A 17,923-nucleotide genomic window follows, 5' to 3' on the forward strand; every position below is an offset into this window, starting at 1 on the left:
ATTATTGAGATAAAAATTACACGTAATGGTTAATAGGATGTATAAGCTTATAAGTTATTATAAAACAATGGGTTAATATTTTCACGGTAGTTTTTATGATCGTTTTTCTTGTTTAGTCAGAGGTGTTTTTAATCATGTTTTGTCTTAGTGGCAGCAGGTAAGGGGATTATGCAACGCTAATTTTTTTTAAGTCTACACTTTTCGTTATCAAGTCGTTATCAGGTCGTTATCAAGTTTAACGGGCTATTAGCCCTAAAAATAAAGTGGAGGGTAGATAAGGGCAAGCTGTTGAAAAATTAATTTATCAGCCAAGGGCTAACTCAATATTTACGGTCATAACTCTAGCTTAACCTTGGTCTGGTCAACTTCTTTATGGTGATAATTAAGCGGTGGATACGCGAAATTTTTAGCAGAAATGAGATTTTTAAAGGCTTTAACCTTAAACTCAGCGTAAATTACTTAAGCTTTTTGGCTAAGAACTCAAGTTTTTCTTCTAATTGCGTTAGCTTTTCAGTGATGGCGGTATTTTGAGTAATAATTTGCGCATTTTGCATTCTCAGCTCTCTGTTTTTAATGTTGGTATCGGCAAAACCAAATATTTTGTTGATAAACATCGCCCCCATAGCACCCAGTATACCTACGCCGAGTATAAACATAATAAAAACAGACGCTCGACCAATAAAAGTGATGGGGTAAACGTCACCAAAACCAATCGTGGTAGAAGACATCACCATTAGCCAAATAGCATCGCTATAGCTTTTTATGTTTGAGCCTTCAAGCCCATACTCAGCTTGATAAGTAATATAGCCCAAGGATAAGTTTAAGGTTAAAAATAAGAGGAAAGAGGCAATGCCAATAAAGCCGTAGTTGTAATTTTTTATGCCGAAGTCATCAACACGGTATAAATTAGTTTTCTCCATTGCTTTTTGAACGACTATCATTTTAATCTCTTACATTATCTATGGGCTTTTATGAAACAAGTTAATCGGGGTAAACTTAGCTCGGCTTTAGTCAATAAGGCTATTATTGACATAATTAATTAAATCATCCATTAATTTTTTCTTAATTTCAAGTTGCTGTTCTGATGATAAAGCATATTTTTCAGCCAGTAAGGCATAATCGTCAGCTGACAAGCTTACGGTTAATCTTGGACGTTTAGGGCGCTTATTTATCGGTAAGCCCAGAATATCTCGAATTTGCTCTGACGGGCTGATACCAGCCTCTAACGCTTGCTTTCTAATGGCGAGTTGAATTTTCTCATCCATATCAAAAGCAACTTGCACTGCTTTGACCGCTTTTACGGATGATTGCCATTTGTCGGGAATTTTTCGTGACACAATTAACTCCCTGGATACATATCAACAATATCTGTGGTGGGTTTAAATAAGGTTAAAAATACTTCGGTATCGCCGTCTTGCCATACTTCAATATCGACGCCTTTATCTTGATCTTCATCAAATAGCGAATAAAGCTCAAATTGCTCACCACTGTCTTTGCCTTGGTAAGCTGAGAGTTCATCTTTTCGATAATCTTTGCGATGAAAGTAACCTACTTGGGCATAACTGCTTTGTCGATATATTTCGCTGCTCCAGCCTGACGTGGTGCTACTGTCTGTTATGCGCTCTAATTGCGCTTGACCCGGCTCATCGAAAACTTCAGCAAATTGCTCAAGATCAAACAGTGTTTCAACATCTTGATGCAATATTTTCAGGGAAAATTTTAGATAGGTTTTATCATCAACGTCCAAAGTTAAATACAACTCTGTATTGTCACCGCCCTGCAAAACCCATTCTGCTTGAGTTTTATTTTCAAATTCATAGCTGTTAACGGCCGTTACTTGAAATTCTTGCGCTCTTAGTGCTGCGGGCAAACCAAAACTGTCTGATAGCACAATGATGTCACCTAGGGTGAGTTCTTTTACATTATTGAGTTTACGTTCTGGCGTTGGTTTCTTAAATATATTTTTAAAAAAGCTCACTATTTGCTCCGAATATCAATGGCTAAACTGGCATTTAATTAAACTAAAAAACCGCTTTGCATCATGGATACAAAGCGGTGGTAGTAACTTGTAAGTTACTTCTTTTTAGCTTTTAAACGCTCTAATACTGAATTTGCGTTGTTGTCACTAGCGCCAATGCCGGCTTCTTTAAGCTTAGCTTCAAGTGAGTTATCTGAGTTTTCTGACTCAAGTACTTCAGCGGCTTTCATGCGATCATCAAATTTCTGTTGCTTAGCTTTAATGCGCTCTAATGAGTCTTTGGCACTTAATAGCTTAGAGTTACTTGATGAGAAGTTATCGGTAATTGCCGAGGTGGCTTTTTGCACGCTTTCTGTGGTTTTCACCATAGACAATTGACGTTTGTATTCAGCTACGTGACGTTCACTCTTTTTCACTAACTCTTTCAAGCGTTCAGCACTGCCTTGAAAGCTATCAAGTGATTGTTGCTGTGTGGCGAGTTCATTTTCAAGTGCTGATATCTTTTCAGCAACGGCTAAAGCAAGTTCGTCGTCACCTTTTTCTAGGGCTTGAACGGCATAACCTTCATGCTCAGTAACTTCACGCTTAATGCGCTCAACGTCACGGCTAGACGACATTTGTTGTGCCATAACACCGGTTAGGTCACGTTTAGCTTTAGTGAGGTGATTTTCTGCGTCACGAATTTCTTGTTCAAAAATACGGGTTGCATTTGAGTCAATAATGTTTTCACCGACTTCAGTTGCGCCGCCGCGAATAGCGGTCATAATTTTTTTAAAAATACTCATTATAATACTCCTAAGGTGGTTGCTTAAATTAAGTAATCACTCATGTCATCAATAATTTCTAGCGCATTATTGCTCAATACCGCTAGTTCGTGTTCGATATCATCAAATGTTGAGCTAATCGCTAGCGCACCAAAAATGACATATTTATCACCAATTTTTGAAAATGAAGATAATGGCATAGGTATGTTCATTTCTAACATACTGACATGCATTTCATTTATCTTGTCTGATTTAACTTCTTCTTCACCCCAGAGGTAGGTGATACAAAGAATTTGATCATCCGTTACCGACACAAAAATAGGTAACTCTTCACGGCCGAATACCGAAATTTGTAATACATCGACTTCACCTGAAATGGGTTGGCAATCAAACACCATCCCAGTATCTGAATCATCAGCCAAGGTATTTAGGTAGTCAGCTATTTTATGAATATTCATGTTATTCCTCATGCTCGAATAAGTAGCGTAAAATCAGTGATACTGTTTTACTTAACGACATAATATGTCGTATTGGGTTAATTTAGCATCATGACATATTATGTCAAGTGCTTATTTCATTTTTCTTATTTTATCTTAGCTTAAGCTATACCAAACGTCTTGGTGCTAAATAAAAGATCAATAATGCCGTTGCAGTTTATCTGTATTCATTGTGCTCACTGTAAATGAGCATTGTTCAAGCCTTGTTGATCTTGCCATGCTTTTTGATGTAATTGATAAATTGCATGACTGCCAAGATAATTAATTGGTACGGTTTCACTGTCTTGATAAAAATCTCGAGAAAATTCAAAGGCATTAGTCACCATAGGTAAGGTTAGCCAATGGTGAGCAACAGGCAATTGAGGTAAGCGTTTTAATCTTGTTAAAGGCGCTGCGCCCATTTTACTGGCAATAGTCCAACCCCATTCGCCGAAACTAGGTACGTTGTCATGATATTGCTGAACCGTTGAATATCCGGCGGCTTGCACCGTTTTACCAATAGCAATAAAGGCGTCTTTAGCATGATAAGGACTGGCCGATTGAATGCCAATTAAGCCATCGCCCGCCAGTAGTTGCTTTAATCTGGCATAAAAATTAACTGAATAAAGTTTATTTAAATCTGGATGGCTGGGGTCGGGTAGGTCAACAATAATCGCGTCAAAGGTTTGATGGCTTTGCAATAGTTGGTCGATAGCGATAAAAGCATCAGCGGCAATAATTTCAACACGCTCATCGCGCAAACTTACTGCGTTTAAGTCTTCAATGGCATTAGCCAGCCTCAGAGGTAATTTCTCATGTGGATTTTTAAATAATTCAATGAGTTGCGCATCTAAATCCACTAAGGTGACCTTTTTAGGTTGCCACTGTAAAACATCTCTTAATGCTAGGCCATCACCGCCACCAATAATGAGAATGTTGTCATGGCGTGCTGAGCCGGCTAATACTGGGCTAACAAGATAACTGTGGTAAATAAATTCATCTGAGGATGAGAACTGTAAGCGGCCATTTAAATAAAAGTTAATAATGCTGCCTTCTTCAGGGCCCATATTTCTTTTGGTAAAAGTCAGTTGTTGAAAACGCGTTTTGTCACTATAAACAACTTTGTCGAGATAAAGTAAGTTACTCATTTGACTTAACCAGCCATTACCAAATTGGTAAATTGCCATAATCATCACTAATAAAATGCCATGAGCCGTTATTAAGGTTTTTCGCCAGGTCAGTTTTTGCCAATAATATAAGATAAATACAATGCCAGCGGTTAGATTTAAGGCGGCAGTTAATGCACTCGCTTTGCTGATGTCTATAGATAAAAGAAATATTACCCAAATAGCAGCGCCAATACCGGCGCCAATATAATCAGCGCCGTAAATGGTGCCAAGATTATTTTTAAGATGCTTTTGATGTATTTCTTCGCGAATACGTGCAATAAGGGGGATTTCCATACCAATAAAAAAGCCCAGTATTAGACCGAAAAAATAGGGACTATTAAAGGCAATAAAACTCAGTTGTTTAAATAAACCACCTCGCGGGTAGGCGTCAGGAGGCAAGTTAAACATCGAGCCTAATATGTCAGGAAAAGTTTGTGTGATGGCGATCAGTCCGCCAATAATGAGTATTGAGCTACTACCCAGAAAAGCAATCATTAGCTCTAACCAAACAAAGCCATTAAAGGCGCATTGAATTTTTCGCGCCGCAAAAGCACCTAAACCCATAGCGACAATCATCAGGCCAATCATGGCGTAAATGGTACTTTCCATAATACCCAGTACACGACCGGCATAATGTGACAATAGGTATTCGTATATCAGGCCACAACCCGCTAAAACAGCCATAGTTAAAATCAGGAGTACATCATCCCATAGGCGATTTCTATTGCTTGTCATGGTTATTCCTAGCTTGAGTTAAATGGGTGTTTAATGAAACGGGGAAAATAACCAAGCGTAATAATTTACCCTTGGTTATTTTAATAGCAAAGTTTTAATAGCAAAATTTTGATAAAACTATGACATTAACGCCGTTAAAATAAGCGCAATTGAAATGCTAATCGCCATCTCAACACTGGCGACACCAATATTGTGTTGATGGTCTACTTCCTCAACTAAGTTGATACCCATCAGCACTAGGCGTTTAGCAATAGAAGTAAGAACAGCGACTAATATGGTCATAATTATACCAAAGATAAACCAGCCAACTATATTAGCTAATAAGGTCTCTGGGCTATAAGTTAAAAAGTGGCTGGCAGCTGTTACCGCTAGGGCCGTACTAATAACTTGACCAGCATAACGAATGGCGAGAGCCACTTGGCCTTCAGCAAAGGCATTTTGCATGCAGCTATTTTGATTATTTTTAGCATACTGGCGTTCTTTAATACGGGTAACTAACACTAACATGGCTTGTGAGACTATAAAGCCAGCGATAATAGCGATAAAGGTGTTGATATCTAAACCGTAAACCCAGAGTAATACCGCGCGAATAATAATGGCGGTGGCAATAGCACCTGAAGCATCGACAATACCAACTGAGATATTATGGGCTTTAATTTGCGCATTTTTATCTATTTGGTTTAAAGCAAAACGGTCATGAAAAACCCGGCCTACTTTAATTAAGATTAAACCTAAAATGCCATAGCTTGCCATGCCGACAATTTCCATTAAATAACTTTCGGCATTTTCACCGGTAATGGCACCCGTTAGTACAATACCCAAGGCAGCAACACTACCGGCAACACTAACACCAAAAGCAAAGTTATCTTCTTTGGCAAGTTCGTCGGTAGAGTTAACTTTTGCAGATAAACCACTAATAAAGCGCATAGCGCAAAGTAATATAATGGCAATCGTTATATCGATAGCTAAGAAAATTAATAACTCTATATTTAGACCAGTTATTTCAATAAATGTATTCATACTTATCCCTACTTTCCACGTCTAAAGCTTCGTGACGTTGTACTCTTACTGTTTCTAAAGCTAGCATTTTTTCCACTTGTGCTTGATCTTGCATAAGCGCTTTTATTGGCTGTTTTGCTAGCAAATCGATTGGCACTGGTTTGTGCGCTTTTGCTCTGGCTAGAAATACTTGACGCGCCAGTTCTATTTTTGCTGTAAGTACTGGTGTATTTTTGGCCGCGGCTTTGAAATGATTTTTTGGTGCGAGCATCTAAATCAGTTTGTTTACTTAGTTGATTTGGCGAGCTGTAGCGCTTGCGGCCATAATCATTGTAATAACTATAATTTCGGTTACGGCCCCAATCATTATAACTCGTTCGGCGAGAGCCAAATACATCACCCATCATCGAGTACATACCGTACCAAGCCCAAAACGACATGCCATTTGAGCCAGTAGTCCAGTTACCATAAGACGGATTGCCAATAAGCTGTTCACCTGTGCCAAAGTCTTGTGCTTTATTGGCTGCTAAGCTTTGCTCTTTTGACATCGCATTAACGCGCGGTAAAGTGCCATCAGACATATCAGCCAAGACATTAAGCGGATCGCTTAAGGCATCAGAATATAGAACGGGATCGGCTGCTTGATACAGGTTTAATAACTCATCATAAATAGCTTGAGAACTCTCAAACATTTGTGGTTGTTTTTTTACCGTATTTAGTCGGTCAACTAAGGCAATAAACATCGGGCCTTTTGTGCCGGTATCTTTTAAAAACTCGTCAATTAAGGGTTTATAATCTGGCTTACTTTGTAGTAATCTCTCCCCGTATTGGGTAATCAAATTAGCATTACGAACTTGCCCGTTAGCAAGTGCTTGAGCAAGTAATTCAATACGTTGTTCAGTGAGTGGGATTTGTTGAGTGATTTGCCCTTTTATTGGATCTCCACAAGCGGAGAGCAATAACGTTAGCAAGAGTATCATTGATTTTAGCGGCTGCATTCCTGCCATAGTGTCCTCAAAAATGCTATGGTTATCATTCATTAGTATCACTTTTGACATATTATGTCTATTTTTTTAAGTATATCAGTGAAATTAATTTGTTACTGATTGTTATTAATTATTACTTACCTTACTCATTTTCATTTTAGCTTTTATCGAGGATAACGTGTCTAATTCATCGTCTTTGCCATTTCCGCCATTACTTGCCAGCCAACAAGCTGATAGTTGGCTAGAGTTTTCTCAACAATATCCGAATGTTACCGATACTTTATCACCAGAGCGTTTAGCGCTGTTTAAAAGGGCATTAGGGTTAAGTGACTTTATTTTGCGTAGTGCCATACAAGCCCCTGAGTTGCTGGTTGAGCTTTTTAATAGCGAGCAGTTATTGTCGAGTGAAACACCGCAATATAGCGTAATGCTCGCTGATAGCGTTGATAAATGCTCCACAGAAGAACAACTGCAAAAGTGCCTGCGATTGTTTCGTTTAAAGCAAATGGTAGATATTGCTGTTGGTGATTTTCTATTGGATATAACGCTTGATGAATCGTTAAAACGACTGTCTTCATTAGCTGATAGTTTGATTATTGCGGCTAATGCTTGGTTAACAAAGTTTTGTGAAAGCAAGTGGGGTGTACCGGTCAACAGTGCCAATGAAACCCAAAATTTACTGGTATATGGCATGGGTAAATTAGGCGGACAAGAGCTTAACTTTTCTTCTGATATTGATTTGATTTTTGTCTATCCTGAAGCGGGAGCAACGCAAGGGCTTAGGCGAAGTATCGACAATCAATTATTTTTTACTCGCTTAGGGCAAAAATTAATTACCGCGTTAAATCAACATACCGCTGACGGTTTTGTTTATCGTGTTGATATGCGTTTACGCCCTTTTGGTGAAAGTGGGCCATTAGTATTATCGTTTAATGCCATGGAAGATTATTATCAAGATCAAGGGCGTGATTGGGAGCGTTATGCGATGTTAAAGGCGCGGTTGGTCGGAGAAGGTAAGTATCATGACCAATTGTCTAACATGTTGCGACCTTTTGTTTATCGACGCTACATTGATTTTAGCGTTATCGACAGCCTGCGACGCATGAAAGCTATGATTGCCCAAGAGGTTAGGCGCAAGCAACTCAATAATAATATCAAGCTGGGCGCGGGCGGTATTCGCGAAGTTGAATTTATTGTGCAAGTTTTTCAAATGATCCGAGGTGGCCGTGTTAGTGATTTACAGCATCGTAACTTACTCACCGTATTGCCTTTATTGGTAACACACGATGTGCTTACACAACCCAGTGCGCAAGTGTTAACGGCTAGTTATCGATTTTTGCGTCGGGTTGAAAATATTATTCAAGCGTTAAATGATCAACAAACTCAAACCTTACCTGACAATGAATTAGACCAGCAGCGCTTAGTCAGCATTCTTGCCGACGAAAATTGTACAAACTGGCCAACTTTTTTGGCACAGCTTGCTACTCATATGCAGGGCGTTCATCAACAATTTAGTGAACTTATTGGTGAGGAAAGTCCAAACCGTCAGGCGGTTGATCAATATTGGACCACACTTTGGGATAGTGAATGGAGCGATGAGGAGGCTATTGCTTGGATTGATCAGTCTCCGCAATTGCTAGAGACAAAAGCTGGTGTTGAGTTTTCTCACAGTGAAACTATATGGCAGGCGCTGAGAGATTTTCGCGCTGAAATGACCAAACGCAGCATGGGCAGCCGTGGCCGCCAAGTGCTAGATAAATTGATCCCAACCCTGCTGTGGCATCTTGCTGATTTAAGACTAACCGATCAGACCTTAGCACGAGTATTAGGGGTGCTAAAAACGGTGGCAACACGTACCGCCTATCTGGAATTATTATTTGAGAATGAAGGGGCATTAAAGCAATTAATTCATTTGTGTCGCAACAGTAGTTGGGTGGCAGAGCACATTGCTAAATTTCCCATATTACTTGATGAACTCATTGATCCTAAATTATTTTATCAGCCACCACTGTTATCTTCTTATGTCGCGGAACTACGTGAAACTATGTTACGGGTACCTGAAGACGATCAAGAAGCGCAAATGATCACCTTACGTGAGTTTAAACAAGCTAAACAATTACGTATCGCCGCGGCGGATATTACTGATATTTTACCGATTACCAAAGTCAGTGATCATTTAACTGCATTGGCAGAAGCCCTAGTCGAAGAAGTAGCAAACTTAGCGTGGCAACAAATGGCACTGCGCTTTGGTGTGCCAACCAGTAAATTAGACGGCCAAGACAAAGGTTTTGCTGTTATTGGTTATGGAAAGTTAGGCGGGATTGAACTTGGTTACAGCTCTGATTTAGATTTAGTATTTGTCCATGATGCTGATTTGGCAGAAATGACCTCAGGAGAAAAGTCGATTTCTGCTGGACAATTTTACTTAAAACTTGCTCAACGTATGATGCACTTATTTAATACTCGCATGGCAAACGGTATTTTATATGAACTCGACATGCGATTAAGGCCTTCGGGCAATGCCGGTCTTTTAATGGTGCACATTGATACCTTTGCTCATTACCAGTCCAGTGACGCTTGGACCTGGGAGCATCAAGCGTTAGTCCGTACCAGAGTCATTTATGGTCACGCCAGATTAGCCGACAGGTTTAAAGAAATTAAACGCAATGTTTTAATGAGAACTCGTGATAAAAAAGTGCTACGTGAAGACGTGATAAAAATGCGTAATAAAATGCGCCAACACTTGGATAAGTCATCAAAGACTGAAGTCGATATTAAGCAGGGGCTGGGTGGTTTAGTCGATATTGAGTTTCTTGTACAATACTTGGTTTTAGCACACAGTGCTCAGCATCCCAATTTGAGCGATTATTCAGACAACATTAATCTACTGGAGTATTTAGCGAACATAGGCGTTATAACAAAACAACAACAGCAGGCACTAGTGGATAATTACTGCAAGTTACGTGACATCAGCCACCATGCAACCTTGCAAAACAGCGCAGCCATGATCCCCGTTACTGAATTTAGCGCTGAGTATAGTCAAGTTATGGTACTGGTTGAACAGTTGTTGCAGTAGCCAATAGCCGATGAAAACCGCTTGGTGATATTAGTGACGCCTGTTCGGTAACAGCAGGCATTCTTTCTCCAAGTAACCCGTGCCATGCTCGATGACAACAATAGTACGTTGCTGATAACAAAAGTAAATTGAAAGGCCACTTTCAAAATGGCCTTCAATAGCTTTGCCGACTTGATAAGAGGTGGTGACAATATCTTTATTAATTCTAAAGGCGTTTTTAACGACAAAGTCACGATTAAGCCACCAAATTACTTGTAGATTATTATCTCCCGCATACTCTGATAATTTACCAAATAAGGTTTCGCCAAGACGAAATGGATGGTTATCAGTTTCGCCGATCCAATTTTTTGGTAAGGGTCGAGTGATTAAAGCTCGTGCGGTTAATATTTTCTCTAAATCACCTTTTGGCTCTGGTAAATAGACAATGTTATTACGAATTTGCGGGCCATCTCCAGTCATGTCACCACGTATGCTAGCATAATAGTTAGAAAGCCCGTCAGCAGCGGCATTGGTACTTTTTTCAGCATCAAGGGTTTCTTCTTGCGCTGAGGATTCAGCTTGCTCTGCCTGATAAGTGTCAACCTTTGTGGCAACCACTTTATCGGCTGGTTCTTGGCTGTCGGAAAATAAGGGCTCTGTGTTGAGCAGTAATGCTGACGCTAAGCCAATTAGGATCAAACCTAAAATAATACTTCGTAACCAAAATTTCATAAATTACTTAAAATTAAATTCATACTTTACTGACACCATAGCTAATTTCAACTATTTATACAATGACGGATCATCTTCATTCGGGCGAGTTTTAAAGCGGCGGTGCAACCACATATATTGTTCAGGTTTCACCATGATTGCTTTTTCTAACTCTTGATTTATTCTTAATACGTCTGCGGTGTCATCACCGGTGGGGAAATTCTCCAGCATAGGCTTTATCTCTAAGGTGTAACCACTGCCGTCATCATTACGCGTAGGGATTAACATATGTGTTTGGCAATTTTTTTGCCGAGCAAATATTAATGTACCTGTGGTTGAGGCGGCGTCTGGTACCGCGAAAAAGGGCACAAAAACACTGCGACTGCGACCATAATCCTGATCTGGCAAGTAAATACAGGCTTCACCCTCTTTTAGTGCTCGAAGTAAGCCTTTAACATCACGTTTGCCCAGCATATATTTGTTTGAGCGACCACGACCACGAAACTGAAAATATTCCATTAAGTAATTGTTATGAGGTCGATAAAACACCACCATAGGATGTCCGTAACCTATGCCTCGACAATTAATTTCGGCGCTAAGGTAATGCATGGCGAGTAATAGTATACCTTTACCTTGCTTTTGTGCTGCTTCAATATGCTCAAGGCCAATAATTGTTGTGTGACGTTTTACCCGCCAATCTGGCCACCACCAACCCATACCAGTCTCCAATAAGGCAATACCGGTATTTTCAAAATTGCGTTTGAGCAAAATTTGGCGTTCGGCATCTGACATCTTAGGAAAACAAAGCTCTAAATTTCGTAAGGCAACTTTTTTGCGGCTTGAGCCTATTTTATATAGTAAGCGGCCAATCATTTTGCCGAGAAAAAGCTGAAACCGATAAGGTAACCAAGAGATAGTGTAAAGAATAAATACCCCAATCCAAGTTGGCCAATACTTAGGTAACAGGAAAGATATTTTAAAATTTGGTTGTAAAACTTTGTTTTTACTCACGGGATGATTTCAACTCATTGAATTGCTTGTGATACAATATCGCTTATTATATCTGTTATAGGGTACAGGATGAAAGTAGATATTCCCGCTTTTGAAAAAGCACGTGTTTTAGTCGTTGGTGATATCATGTTAGATCGCTATTGGTCTGGTCCAACACAACGTATTTCCCCCGAGGCACCTGTGCCGATTGTTAAAATACTTCAAGACGAAGATCGCCCAGGAGGCGCAGCCAACGTCGCTTTGAATATTGCGTCACTAAATGGCCAGGTTACTTTACTGGGTATTACCGGTCAAGATGAAGCGTCGACAACATTGCAAACTCAGTTGTCAGCAATGAATATAAATTGTCAATTTATTCAATCGCAAGCTCACCCAACGATCACCAAATTGCGTATTTTAAGTCGTAATCAACAATTATTACGCTTAGATTTTGAAGAATCATTTGCCGAACTTGATAAACAGCCGTTGATAGAGCAAACCCAAGCCTTAATTGCTCAGCATGATCTTTTACTGTTATCAGATTATAACAAAGGTACCTTGTCAGAAGTTCAAGCCCTGATCAAAGTGGCGAAAGCACAAAATATTCCTGTGTTAGTTGACCCAAAAGGCACTGATTTTTCACGCTATCGCGGTGCTACGTTAATTACACCTAATCTCGCAGAATTTGAAGCGGTAGTAGGACACTGTAAAAGTGAGGCCGATATCGTTAGTAAAGGCCAAGCATTACTTAAATCATTAGATTTAACCGCCATGCTAGTCACTCGAAGTGAGCAAGGCATGACCTTGTTACGCCATGATCAAGAAGAATTTCATTTACCCACGCAAGCAAAAGAAGTTTATGACGTAACTGGCGCGGGAGATACGGTTATTGCAACACTTGCCCTTGCGATAGCCGCCAAAGCTGAATTTACCCAAGCCAGTGCTTTAGCCAATATTGCGGCCGGCATTGTTGTGGGTAAACTAGGTACCTCGACCGTAAGCCAAGCTGAACTAAGTGCAGAATTATCATCGGGTCAAGAAAGTGGTTTTGGTGTGATGTCTGAAGAACAGTTAAAAATTGCCGTTGCATTAGCGCAAGCACGTGGCGAAAGTATTGTGATGACCAATGGTTGTTTTGATATTCTGCATGCTGGTCATGTTTCTTATTTGACCACGGCAAACACGCTAGGTAGCCGCCTAATTGTTGCGGTAAATGATGACGCTTCTGTGACGCGCTTAAAAGGCCCAGGTCGCCCGGTTAATCCGGTGGATCGCCGAATGGCGGTATTAGCAGGTCTAGGTGCTGTTGATTGGGTAGTCCCCTTTAGTGAAGATACCCCGCAACGTTTAATTGCCAATATATTACCCAACACCTTAGTTAAAGGCGGCGATTATAAAATAGCAGACATTGCTGGAGGCAAGGAAGTTATTGCAGCAGGCGGCGAAGTGAAAGTGCTTAATTTTGAAGATGGTATTTCGACAACTAAAATTATTAACGCGATAAAACAAGAGAAGTAGTCAGGTGAATTTTTTTCTGGCATCGTCGTTCTTTCACCTCGATGTAGATAAATGTACTCATGCCCTGAAGCTATGGATGGCTCAGAAAGGCTAAGTGAACACGACATTGCTGATGTAGATGCAAGTACTTGGGTTATGTCTGCAACTGATAACCCGTGTTTACACGAAAGTGAGTACTTATACCAATTTCATTAAGTTATTGCCCACTTGTGCTGGTTAAAATACACCAAGGCTACGGTGCTCTCAATCACAATAGCCAGCTATTGCTCAATCAAGCGTCTTGCCCTGATGCATTTTCTCTGCGCACAACAAGATCACAAATTTAATGAAAGTGGTATTAGTTTTGTCGGGGACAATAAATAGACTGTTCGCCCTGAACATAAAAAAGCAGCATTAATGCTGCTTTTTTATTTCATTGAAACAAATATATTAATTTATTTTTTTTCAATTTTTAAGCTAAGAGTTTTATTTAGCGGCGATTAAACCTTGGTTTATGTCGGCTAAATCTTGCTCGGTAATGGTGCCGCCAGCACGCTTTAAGGCTAATACATTTTGAATGTAATTATATCGCGTTGACGATAAATTACGCTTGGCGTCATATAAGTTTCTCGTACTGTTTAAAACATCAACAATGGTACGCGTACCCACTTCAAAACCTGCTTCAGTCGCTTTTAACGCACTTTGTGCACTCACCACGGCTTGCTCTAATGACTTAATAGCTGACACTGCAGTGATAACGGTATTATAGGCATTACGGGTGTTGCGCACTACGTTACGATGCGTTTGTTCCATATTCTGGCTTGCAGCAACATAATTGCTTTGCGCTTGACGAACACTGCTTGATATTGCGCCGCCTGAATAAATGGGCACATATAAAGACACACCAATTGAGTGGCTGTCTAGTGCCGGGTTATTAAAGTTGAGACTATTGACTTCATTATCTTGCTCTCGGCTGCCATAGCTGCCATTTAAGCTTAGCGTTGGGTAATGTCCTGATTTTGCGATATTGATATTTTCTTTGGCAATATCAATGCTTATTCTTTCTGCAATCAGTTCTAAATTTTTTGCTTCTGCCGTTTGCTGCCATTCGTTGGCGCTATCTGGGTATGGGCGAGAAGTACTAAAGCGTTCGGTATTTAAAATGTTCAAATCACGGGGATAAACATTGGTGATAACACGTAATGCTTCTTCGGCATTAAACACTTGGTTTTCTGATCTAATTTCACTGGTGACGGCATTGTCATACTGAGCCTGAGCTTCATGAACATCAGTAATGGCTGTTAAGCCAACAGAAAACCTTTGTTTTGTTTGTTCTAACTGACGTTCAATAGCGGCTTTTTCTGCTTTTGAGAATTCCAAATCATCTTTTGAACTCAGCACCTGAAAGTAGGCTTGTGTTACGCGCACAATTAAATCTTGTTTCGCTAACTGGTATGACACATCACTTTGGTGCGCAACTTTCTTGGCATTATCAAGTTTTAACCAAGTACTATGATTATATAACTCCATGTCTAAGTTAATACCATAACTCGTGGTGTCACTTTTATTAGTCAGGAGTAAACCTGAAGATTGTCCAGTATCAGAAGTAGGAATAAACTCACTCTCGCTTTCTGTATAGCTTGCTGAGCCGTAAACCTGTGGCAATAAGACTGAGCGCGCTTGTTCAATACCTTCTTCTGTTGCTAAATATTGCGCATGGGCTCGAAGAACAACCGGATCACTAGCTTGGGCTTGTTGGTATACTGACAGTAAATCTTCGGCATTAGCTAAAGAGCTACTTGCAGCACAGGCAAGGCCAATAAATAATGCGGTTATTGTTTTTTTCATCTTGAGGAGGTTCCTATAATAATGAACTGGCTATTATTTTTCTAATTGTAACCATCTTATCGCGAATAAGGAATTAGCTAAATAAAATAAGTGTTTAGGAAAGTATTCTAGTGTAACAAAATGTTAAATGCTAGGGTATTGGAAAATTGCCTAACAGCATAAGAGAGAACTCACGATGAGTATAACCAAAGACGCTTTATTACGCTTTAATTTAACCGACGTAGAGGTGATTAAAAAATCAAGAAAATACCAAGGTTTTTTTGCCCTTGATGAGTATCAACTCCGTCACAAAATTTATGCTGGCGGCTATAGTAAAGTATTAACACGAGAGGTTTTTGAGCGCGGTGATGCGGTTGCTTTATTACCCTATGATCCGATAACCGATTGTATCGTATTAATTGAACAATTTCGCCTAGGCGCATTACGCAGTAAAACCGGACCTTGGCAATTAGAACTTATTGCGGGTATGTTTTCAGAAAATGAAGTGGCATTAGACGTTGCGATCCGAGAAGCAAAAGAAGAAGCTAACTTGGATGTAGCGCCTGAAAAGGTGATTAAAGTGATGGATTACCTTTCAAGCTCAGGCGGTATGAGTGAGTGCATTCACCTTTATTGTGCCTGTGTTGACAGTGAGCATATTTCAGGCGTTCATGGTTTAGAGACCGAAGGTGAAGATATTTTAGTGCATGTTGTTACGCGCCAAGACGCTGAAAAATTACTTGCAGAGGGAAAGATAGCTAATGCTGCGACTATTATTGCGTTACAATGGCTAGCTCTAAATCTTGATAAGCTCAAAGCTAACTGGAAATAAATGTCAGTTGTTGTAAAAAAATATCGCCCTCATTTACCCACTTTAATGACCTTGTTTGAAGTTAACTACATGTTATTGCTGCGCGTACTTGCTGATAAAGAACAGGTAGGTGAACAACGCTGTTTTTTTATCTCTGATTTTTTGAGTTACCGAGTGAGAGTTGACGAAATTACTAAATACACAACCTTACTGACGATTAATCAAGAAGCCAATATTCACGGTTATAATTTAACCGCGTTATTTCGCCCGAAAATGGTGATTCGCTTATATCATGACGCTCGCATGGCTGAAGTGATCAGTAATCAAGATGTACAGCAAATTAAGCCACGTTATGATTACCCTAATAACAAAATGCATTTACCTGATGAAAAACAGCAAATTAACTATTTCTTAAAAGAATGGTTACAGCTGTGTTTGCAATTAGGCCAAGTGCAGATCAATCTCAATATCCTGAAAAATTCCTAAGTTAATGTTAAATAAACTCAAGTGAAAGCGCTTAATGTCAGATAAAACAATGCCCAACAGCTTAAGGTTAAAAAAACTGACCTTAGCGCAAATTAGTGATAGCCATTTATTTGCTGATCGCACTGGCCTGCATCACCAGGCTAATGTTTACCAGAACTTAATCAATGTGTTGTTGGCCATCAAAAATCAGCCATCAATTGATGCGATTATTTTTACCGGTGATTTAACACAAGATCACACACTAGAGTCTTATCAGCTCTTTGTCAGCGCATTTGAAGCCTGTGAAATTATCACCCCGGTTTATTATATTGCCGGTAATCATGATGAGCCTAGGTTGTTATCACGCTATTTGTCACATGCCCCTTTTTGTCAAGACAGTATAATTGAAAATGATAATTGGCAAGTGCTATTGTTGGAAAGTAAAAGTGCTACACCTGCTGGCGAGATCAGCAAAGCACAGTTTGATATTGCCGCTGGCATGATTGACCCGACCAAAGCTCAATTGTTATTAATGCATCATCATCCAGTTGATGTTGGTTATTTTATTGATCAACATGGTTTAATAAACCAAGCAGAATTTCAACAGTTTTTAACTAACTTTCCCTCGATAAAAGCCGTAGGCTGTGGTCATATTCACCAAGCATTAACCTTGCCTATGACGTTGGAACACAGCACAGTGAGTTTATATACTTGTCCGGCAACATCGATTCAATTTGACATCAATTCACTGACAGCTAAGTCAAATGGCCAACCGCCAGGCTATCGACTATTTACCTTGGCCACAAATGGCGAATTTACCAGTACAGTACATTTTGTTTAACTTAATGAGAGGAAACAACTTATTATGATTAATGTTTTATACATTCATGGTTTTAACTCATCACCTCAGTCAATGAAAGCTCAGATCACGCAGGATTTTTTTGCTAAAAACTACCCAGAAATAAACTTTCACTGCCCACAAATTGCCTCTTCACCCAACAGCGCTATGGCACAACTTGAGGCTATTATTGCCCTTGAACCCCGCGCGACTTGGCTATTAGTCGGCTCGTCTTTAGGCGGTTATTTTGCCACTTATTTAGCTGAAAAATATCAAGTGAAAGCAGTACTAATTAACCCAGCGGTTAAGCCATTTGAATTAATGAAAGCTTACCTAGGTGAGCAGGTAAATCCTTATACGCACGAGTGCTATCAAGTTAAAGAGCAACATATCGTTGAATTGAAAGCGCTTGAACAGGAAAATATTTCTAACAATAATTACTTGGTCATGGTACAAACCGGTGATGAAGTGTTAGATTACCAACAAGCTGTTGAAAAATACCGCCAGTGCCAATTGGCAATAGTGCAAGGGGGAGATCATAGTTTTATTGATTATGAAAATACCTTGCCTAACATAGCGTCATTTTTCAACTTACCCCTAATATCAGCCTAATTATCAGAAC

18 protein-coding genes are annotated in these 17,923 nt (G+C 39.7%); 7 read left to right on the forward strand and 11 right to left on the reverse strand.

All coding sequences use genetic code 11. The annotated features are described in order from the left end of the window. Window positions 1-455 precede the first annotated feature (455 nt). From H4J65_RS03075 to H4J65_RS03110, 8 genes are all read right to left on the reverse strand, one after another. Window positions 456-941: a potassium channel family protein gene (locus H4J65_RS03075; protein WP_259367493.1), complete on the reverse strand. Its 486-nt coding sequence runs from the start codon at window positions 939-941 to the stop codon at window positions 456-458. Window positions 942-1,007: 66 nt separating this feature from the next. After that, window positions 1,008-1,337, reverse strand: coding sequence for a hypothetical protein (locus tag H4J65_RS03080; RefSeq protein WP_182138349.1), 330 nt, complete (start codon window positions 1,335-1,337; stop codon window positions 1,008-1,010). Window positions 1,338-1,339: 2 nt separating this feature from the next. Then, window positions 1,340-1,978: a hypothetical protein gene (locus H4J65_RS03085; RefSeq protein ID WP_182195356.1), complete on the reverse strand. Its 639-nt coding sequence runs from the start codon at window positions 1,976-1,978 to the stop codon at window positions 1,340-1,342. A gap of 95 nt (window positions 1,979-2,073) precedes the next feature. Further along, a complete protein-coding gene (locus H4J65_RS03090) occupies window positions 2,074-2,763 on the reverse strand; it encodes a PspA/IM30 family protein (RefSeq protein ID WP_182138393.1) in 690 nt (229 codons plus the stop codon). Window positions 2,764-2,786: 23 nt separating this feature from the next. Then, window positions 2,787-3,200, reverse strand: coding sequence for a YjfI family protein (locus H4J65_RS03095; RefSeq protein ID WP_182138351.1), 414 nt, complete (start codon window positions 3,198-3,200; stop codon window positions 2,787-2,789). Between the two features lie 215 nt (window positions 3,201-3,415). Continuing rightward, window positions 3,416-5,122 (reverse strand): polyamine aminopropyltransferase, encoded by a 1,707-nt coding sequence (locus H4J65_RS03100; RefSeq protein WP_182195360.1) that lies wholly within the window; start codon window positions 5,120-5,122, stop codon window positions 3,416-3,418. A 117-nt stretch (window positions 5,123-5,239) separates the two neighbouring features. Then, entirely contained in the window at window positions 5,240-6,142 is a 903-nt protein-coding gene (locus tag H4J65_RS03105) for a DUF350 domain-containing protein (RefSeq protein WP_182138353.1), read from the reverse strand. An 8-nt stretch (window positions 6,143-6,150) separates the two neighbouring features. Further along, complete coding sequence (locus H4J65_RS03110) at window positions 6,151-7,161, reverse strand: hypothetical protein (RefSeq protein WP_310649841.1); 1,011 nt, start codon at window positions 7,159-7,161, stop codon at window positions 6,151-6,153. Window positions 7,162-7,285: 124 nt separating this feature from the next. Between H4J65_RS03110 and glnE the strand changes: the two genes are divergently transcribed. Beyond that, window positions 7,286-10,183 (forward strand): bifunctional [glutamate--ammonia ligase]-adenylyl-L-tyrosine phosphorylase/[glutamate--ammonia-ligase] adenylyltransferase, encoded by a 2,898-nt coding sequence (gene glnE, locus H4J65_RS03115; protein ID WP_182195364.1) that lies wholly within the window; start codon window positions 7,286-7,288, stop codon window positions 10,181-10,183. 30 nt (window positions 10,184-10,213) lie between these two features. On the opposite strand, the gene H4J65_RS03120 is transcribed toward glnE, so the two are convergent. Together H4J65_RS03120 and lpxL are read right to left on the reverse strand one after the other, a co-directional pair. Continuing rightward, the gene (locus tag H4J65_RS03120; RefSeq protein ID WP_182195369.1) at window positions 10,214-10,894 is read right to left on the reverse strand and encodes a TcpQ domain-containing protein; all 681 of its coding nucleotides are present in this window, start codon (window positions 10,892-10,894) and stop codon (window positions 10,214-10,216) included. Window positions 10,895-10,945: 51 nt separating this feature from the next. Further along, window positions 10,946-11,884, reverse strand: coding sequence for an LpxL/LpxP family Kdo(2)-lipid IV(A) lauroyl/palmitoleoyl acyltransferase (lpxL, locus tag H4J65_RS03125; protein ID WP_182138356.1), 939 nt, complete (start codon window positions 11,882-11,884; stop codon window positions 10,946-10,948). Window positions 11,885-11,953: 69 nt separating this feature from the next. Here lpxL and hldE point away from each other — a divergent pair, with 69 nt between their 5' ends. Together hldE and H4J65_RS03135 are read left to right on the forward strand one after the other, a co-directional pair. Further along, window positions 11,954-13,381 (forward strand): bifunctional D-glycero-beta-D-manno-heptose-7-phosphate kinase/D-glycero-beta-D-manno-heptose 1-phosphate adenylyltransferase HldE, encoded by a 1,428-nt coding sequence (gene hldE / locus H4J65_RS03130; RefSeq protein ID WP_182138357.1) that lies wholly within the window; start codon window positions 11,954-11,956, stop codon window positions 13,379-13,381. Between the two features lie 51 nt (window positions 13,382-13,432). Beyond that, a complete protein-coding gene (locus H4J65_RS03135) occupies window positions 13,433-13,576 on the forward strand; it encodes a hypothetical protein (RefSeq protein ID WP_182195373.1) in 144 nt (47 codons plus the stop codon). 270 nt (window positions 13,577-13,846) lie between these two features. Here H4J65_RS03135 and tolC read toward each other — a convergent pair whose 3' ends face one another. Continuing rightward, the gene (tolC, locus tag H4J65_RS03140) at window positions 13,847-15,208 is read right to left on the reverse strand and encodes an outer membrane channel protein TolC (RefSeq protein ID WP_182138358.1); all 1,362 of its coding nucleotides are present in this window, start codon (window positions 15,206-15,208) and stop codon (window positions 13,847-13,849) included. Window positions 15,209-15,383: 175 nt separating this feature from the next. Between tolC and H4J65_RS03145 the strand changes: the two genes are divergently transcribed. The 4 genes from H4J65_RS03145 to H4J65_RS03160 are packed head-to-tail and all read left to right on the forward strand — an operon-like array spanning window position 15,384 to window position 17,913. Next, window positions 15,384-16,019 (forward strand): NUDIX domain-containing protein, encoded by a 636-nt coding sequence (locus H4J65_RS03145; RefSeq protein WP_182138359.1) that lies wholly within the window; start codon window positions 15,384-15,386, stop codon window positions 16,017-16,019. Next, on the forward strand, window positions 16,020-16,484 hold the full coding sequence (locus tag H4J65_RS03150; protein ID WP_182195377.1) for a DUF1249 domain-containing protein: 465 nt from the start codon (window positions 16,020-16,022) through the stop codon (window positions 16,482-16,484). Between the two features lie 34 nt (window positions 16,485-16,518). After that, window positions 16,519-17,304, forward strand: a complete 786-nt coding sequence (locus H4J65_RS03155; protein WP_259367494.1) for a metallophosphoesterase — start codon at window positions 16,519-16,521, stop codon at window positions 17,302-17,304. A 24-nt stretch (window positions 17,305-17,328) separates the two neighbouring features. Next, window positions 17,329-17,913 carry a YqiA/YcfP family alpha/beta fold hydrolase gene (locus tag H4J65_RS03160; protein WP_182184424.1) on the forward strand — a complete coding sequence of 195 codons (585 nt, stop codon included), beginning with the start codon at window positions 17,329-17,331 and terminating at the stop codon, window positions 17,911-17,913. Window positions 17,914-17,923: the final 10 nt, after the last annotated feature.

Source organism: Colwellia sp. MB02u-9 (assembly GCF_014077085.1).
GTDB lineage: Bacteria > Pseudomonadota > Gammaproteobacteria > Enterobacterales > Alteromonadaceae > Cognaticolwellia.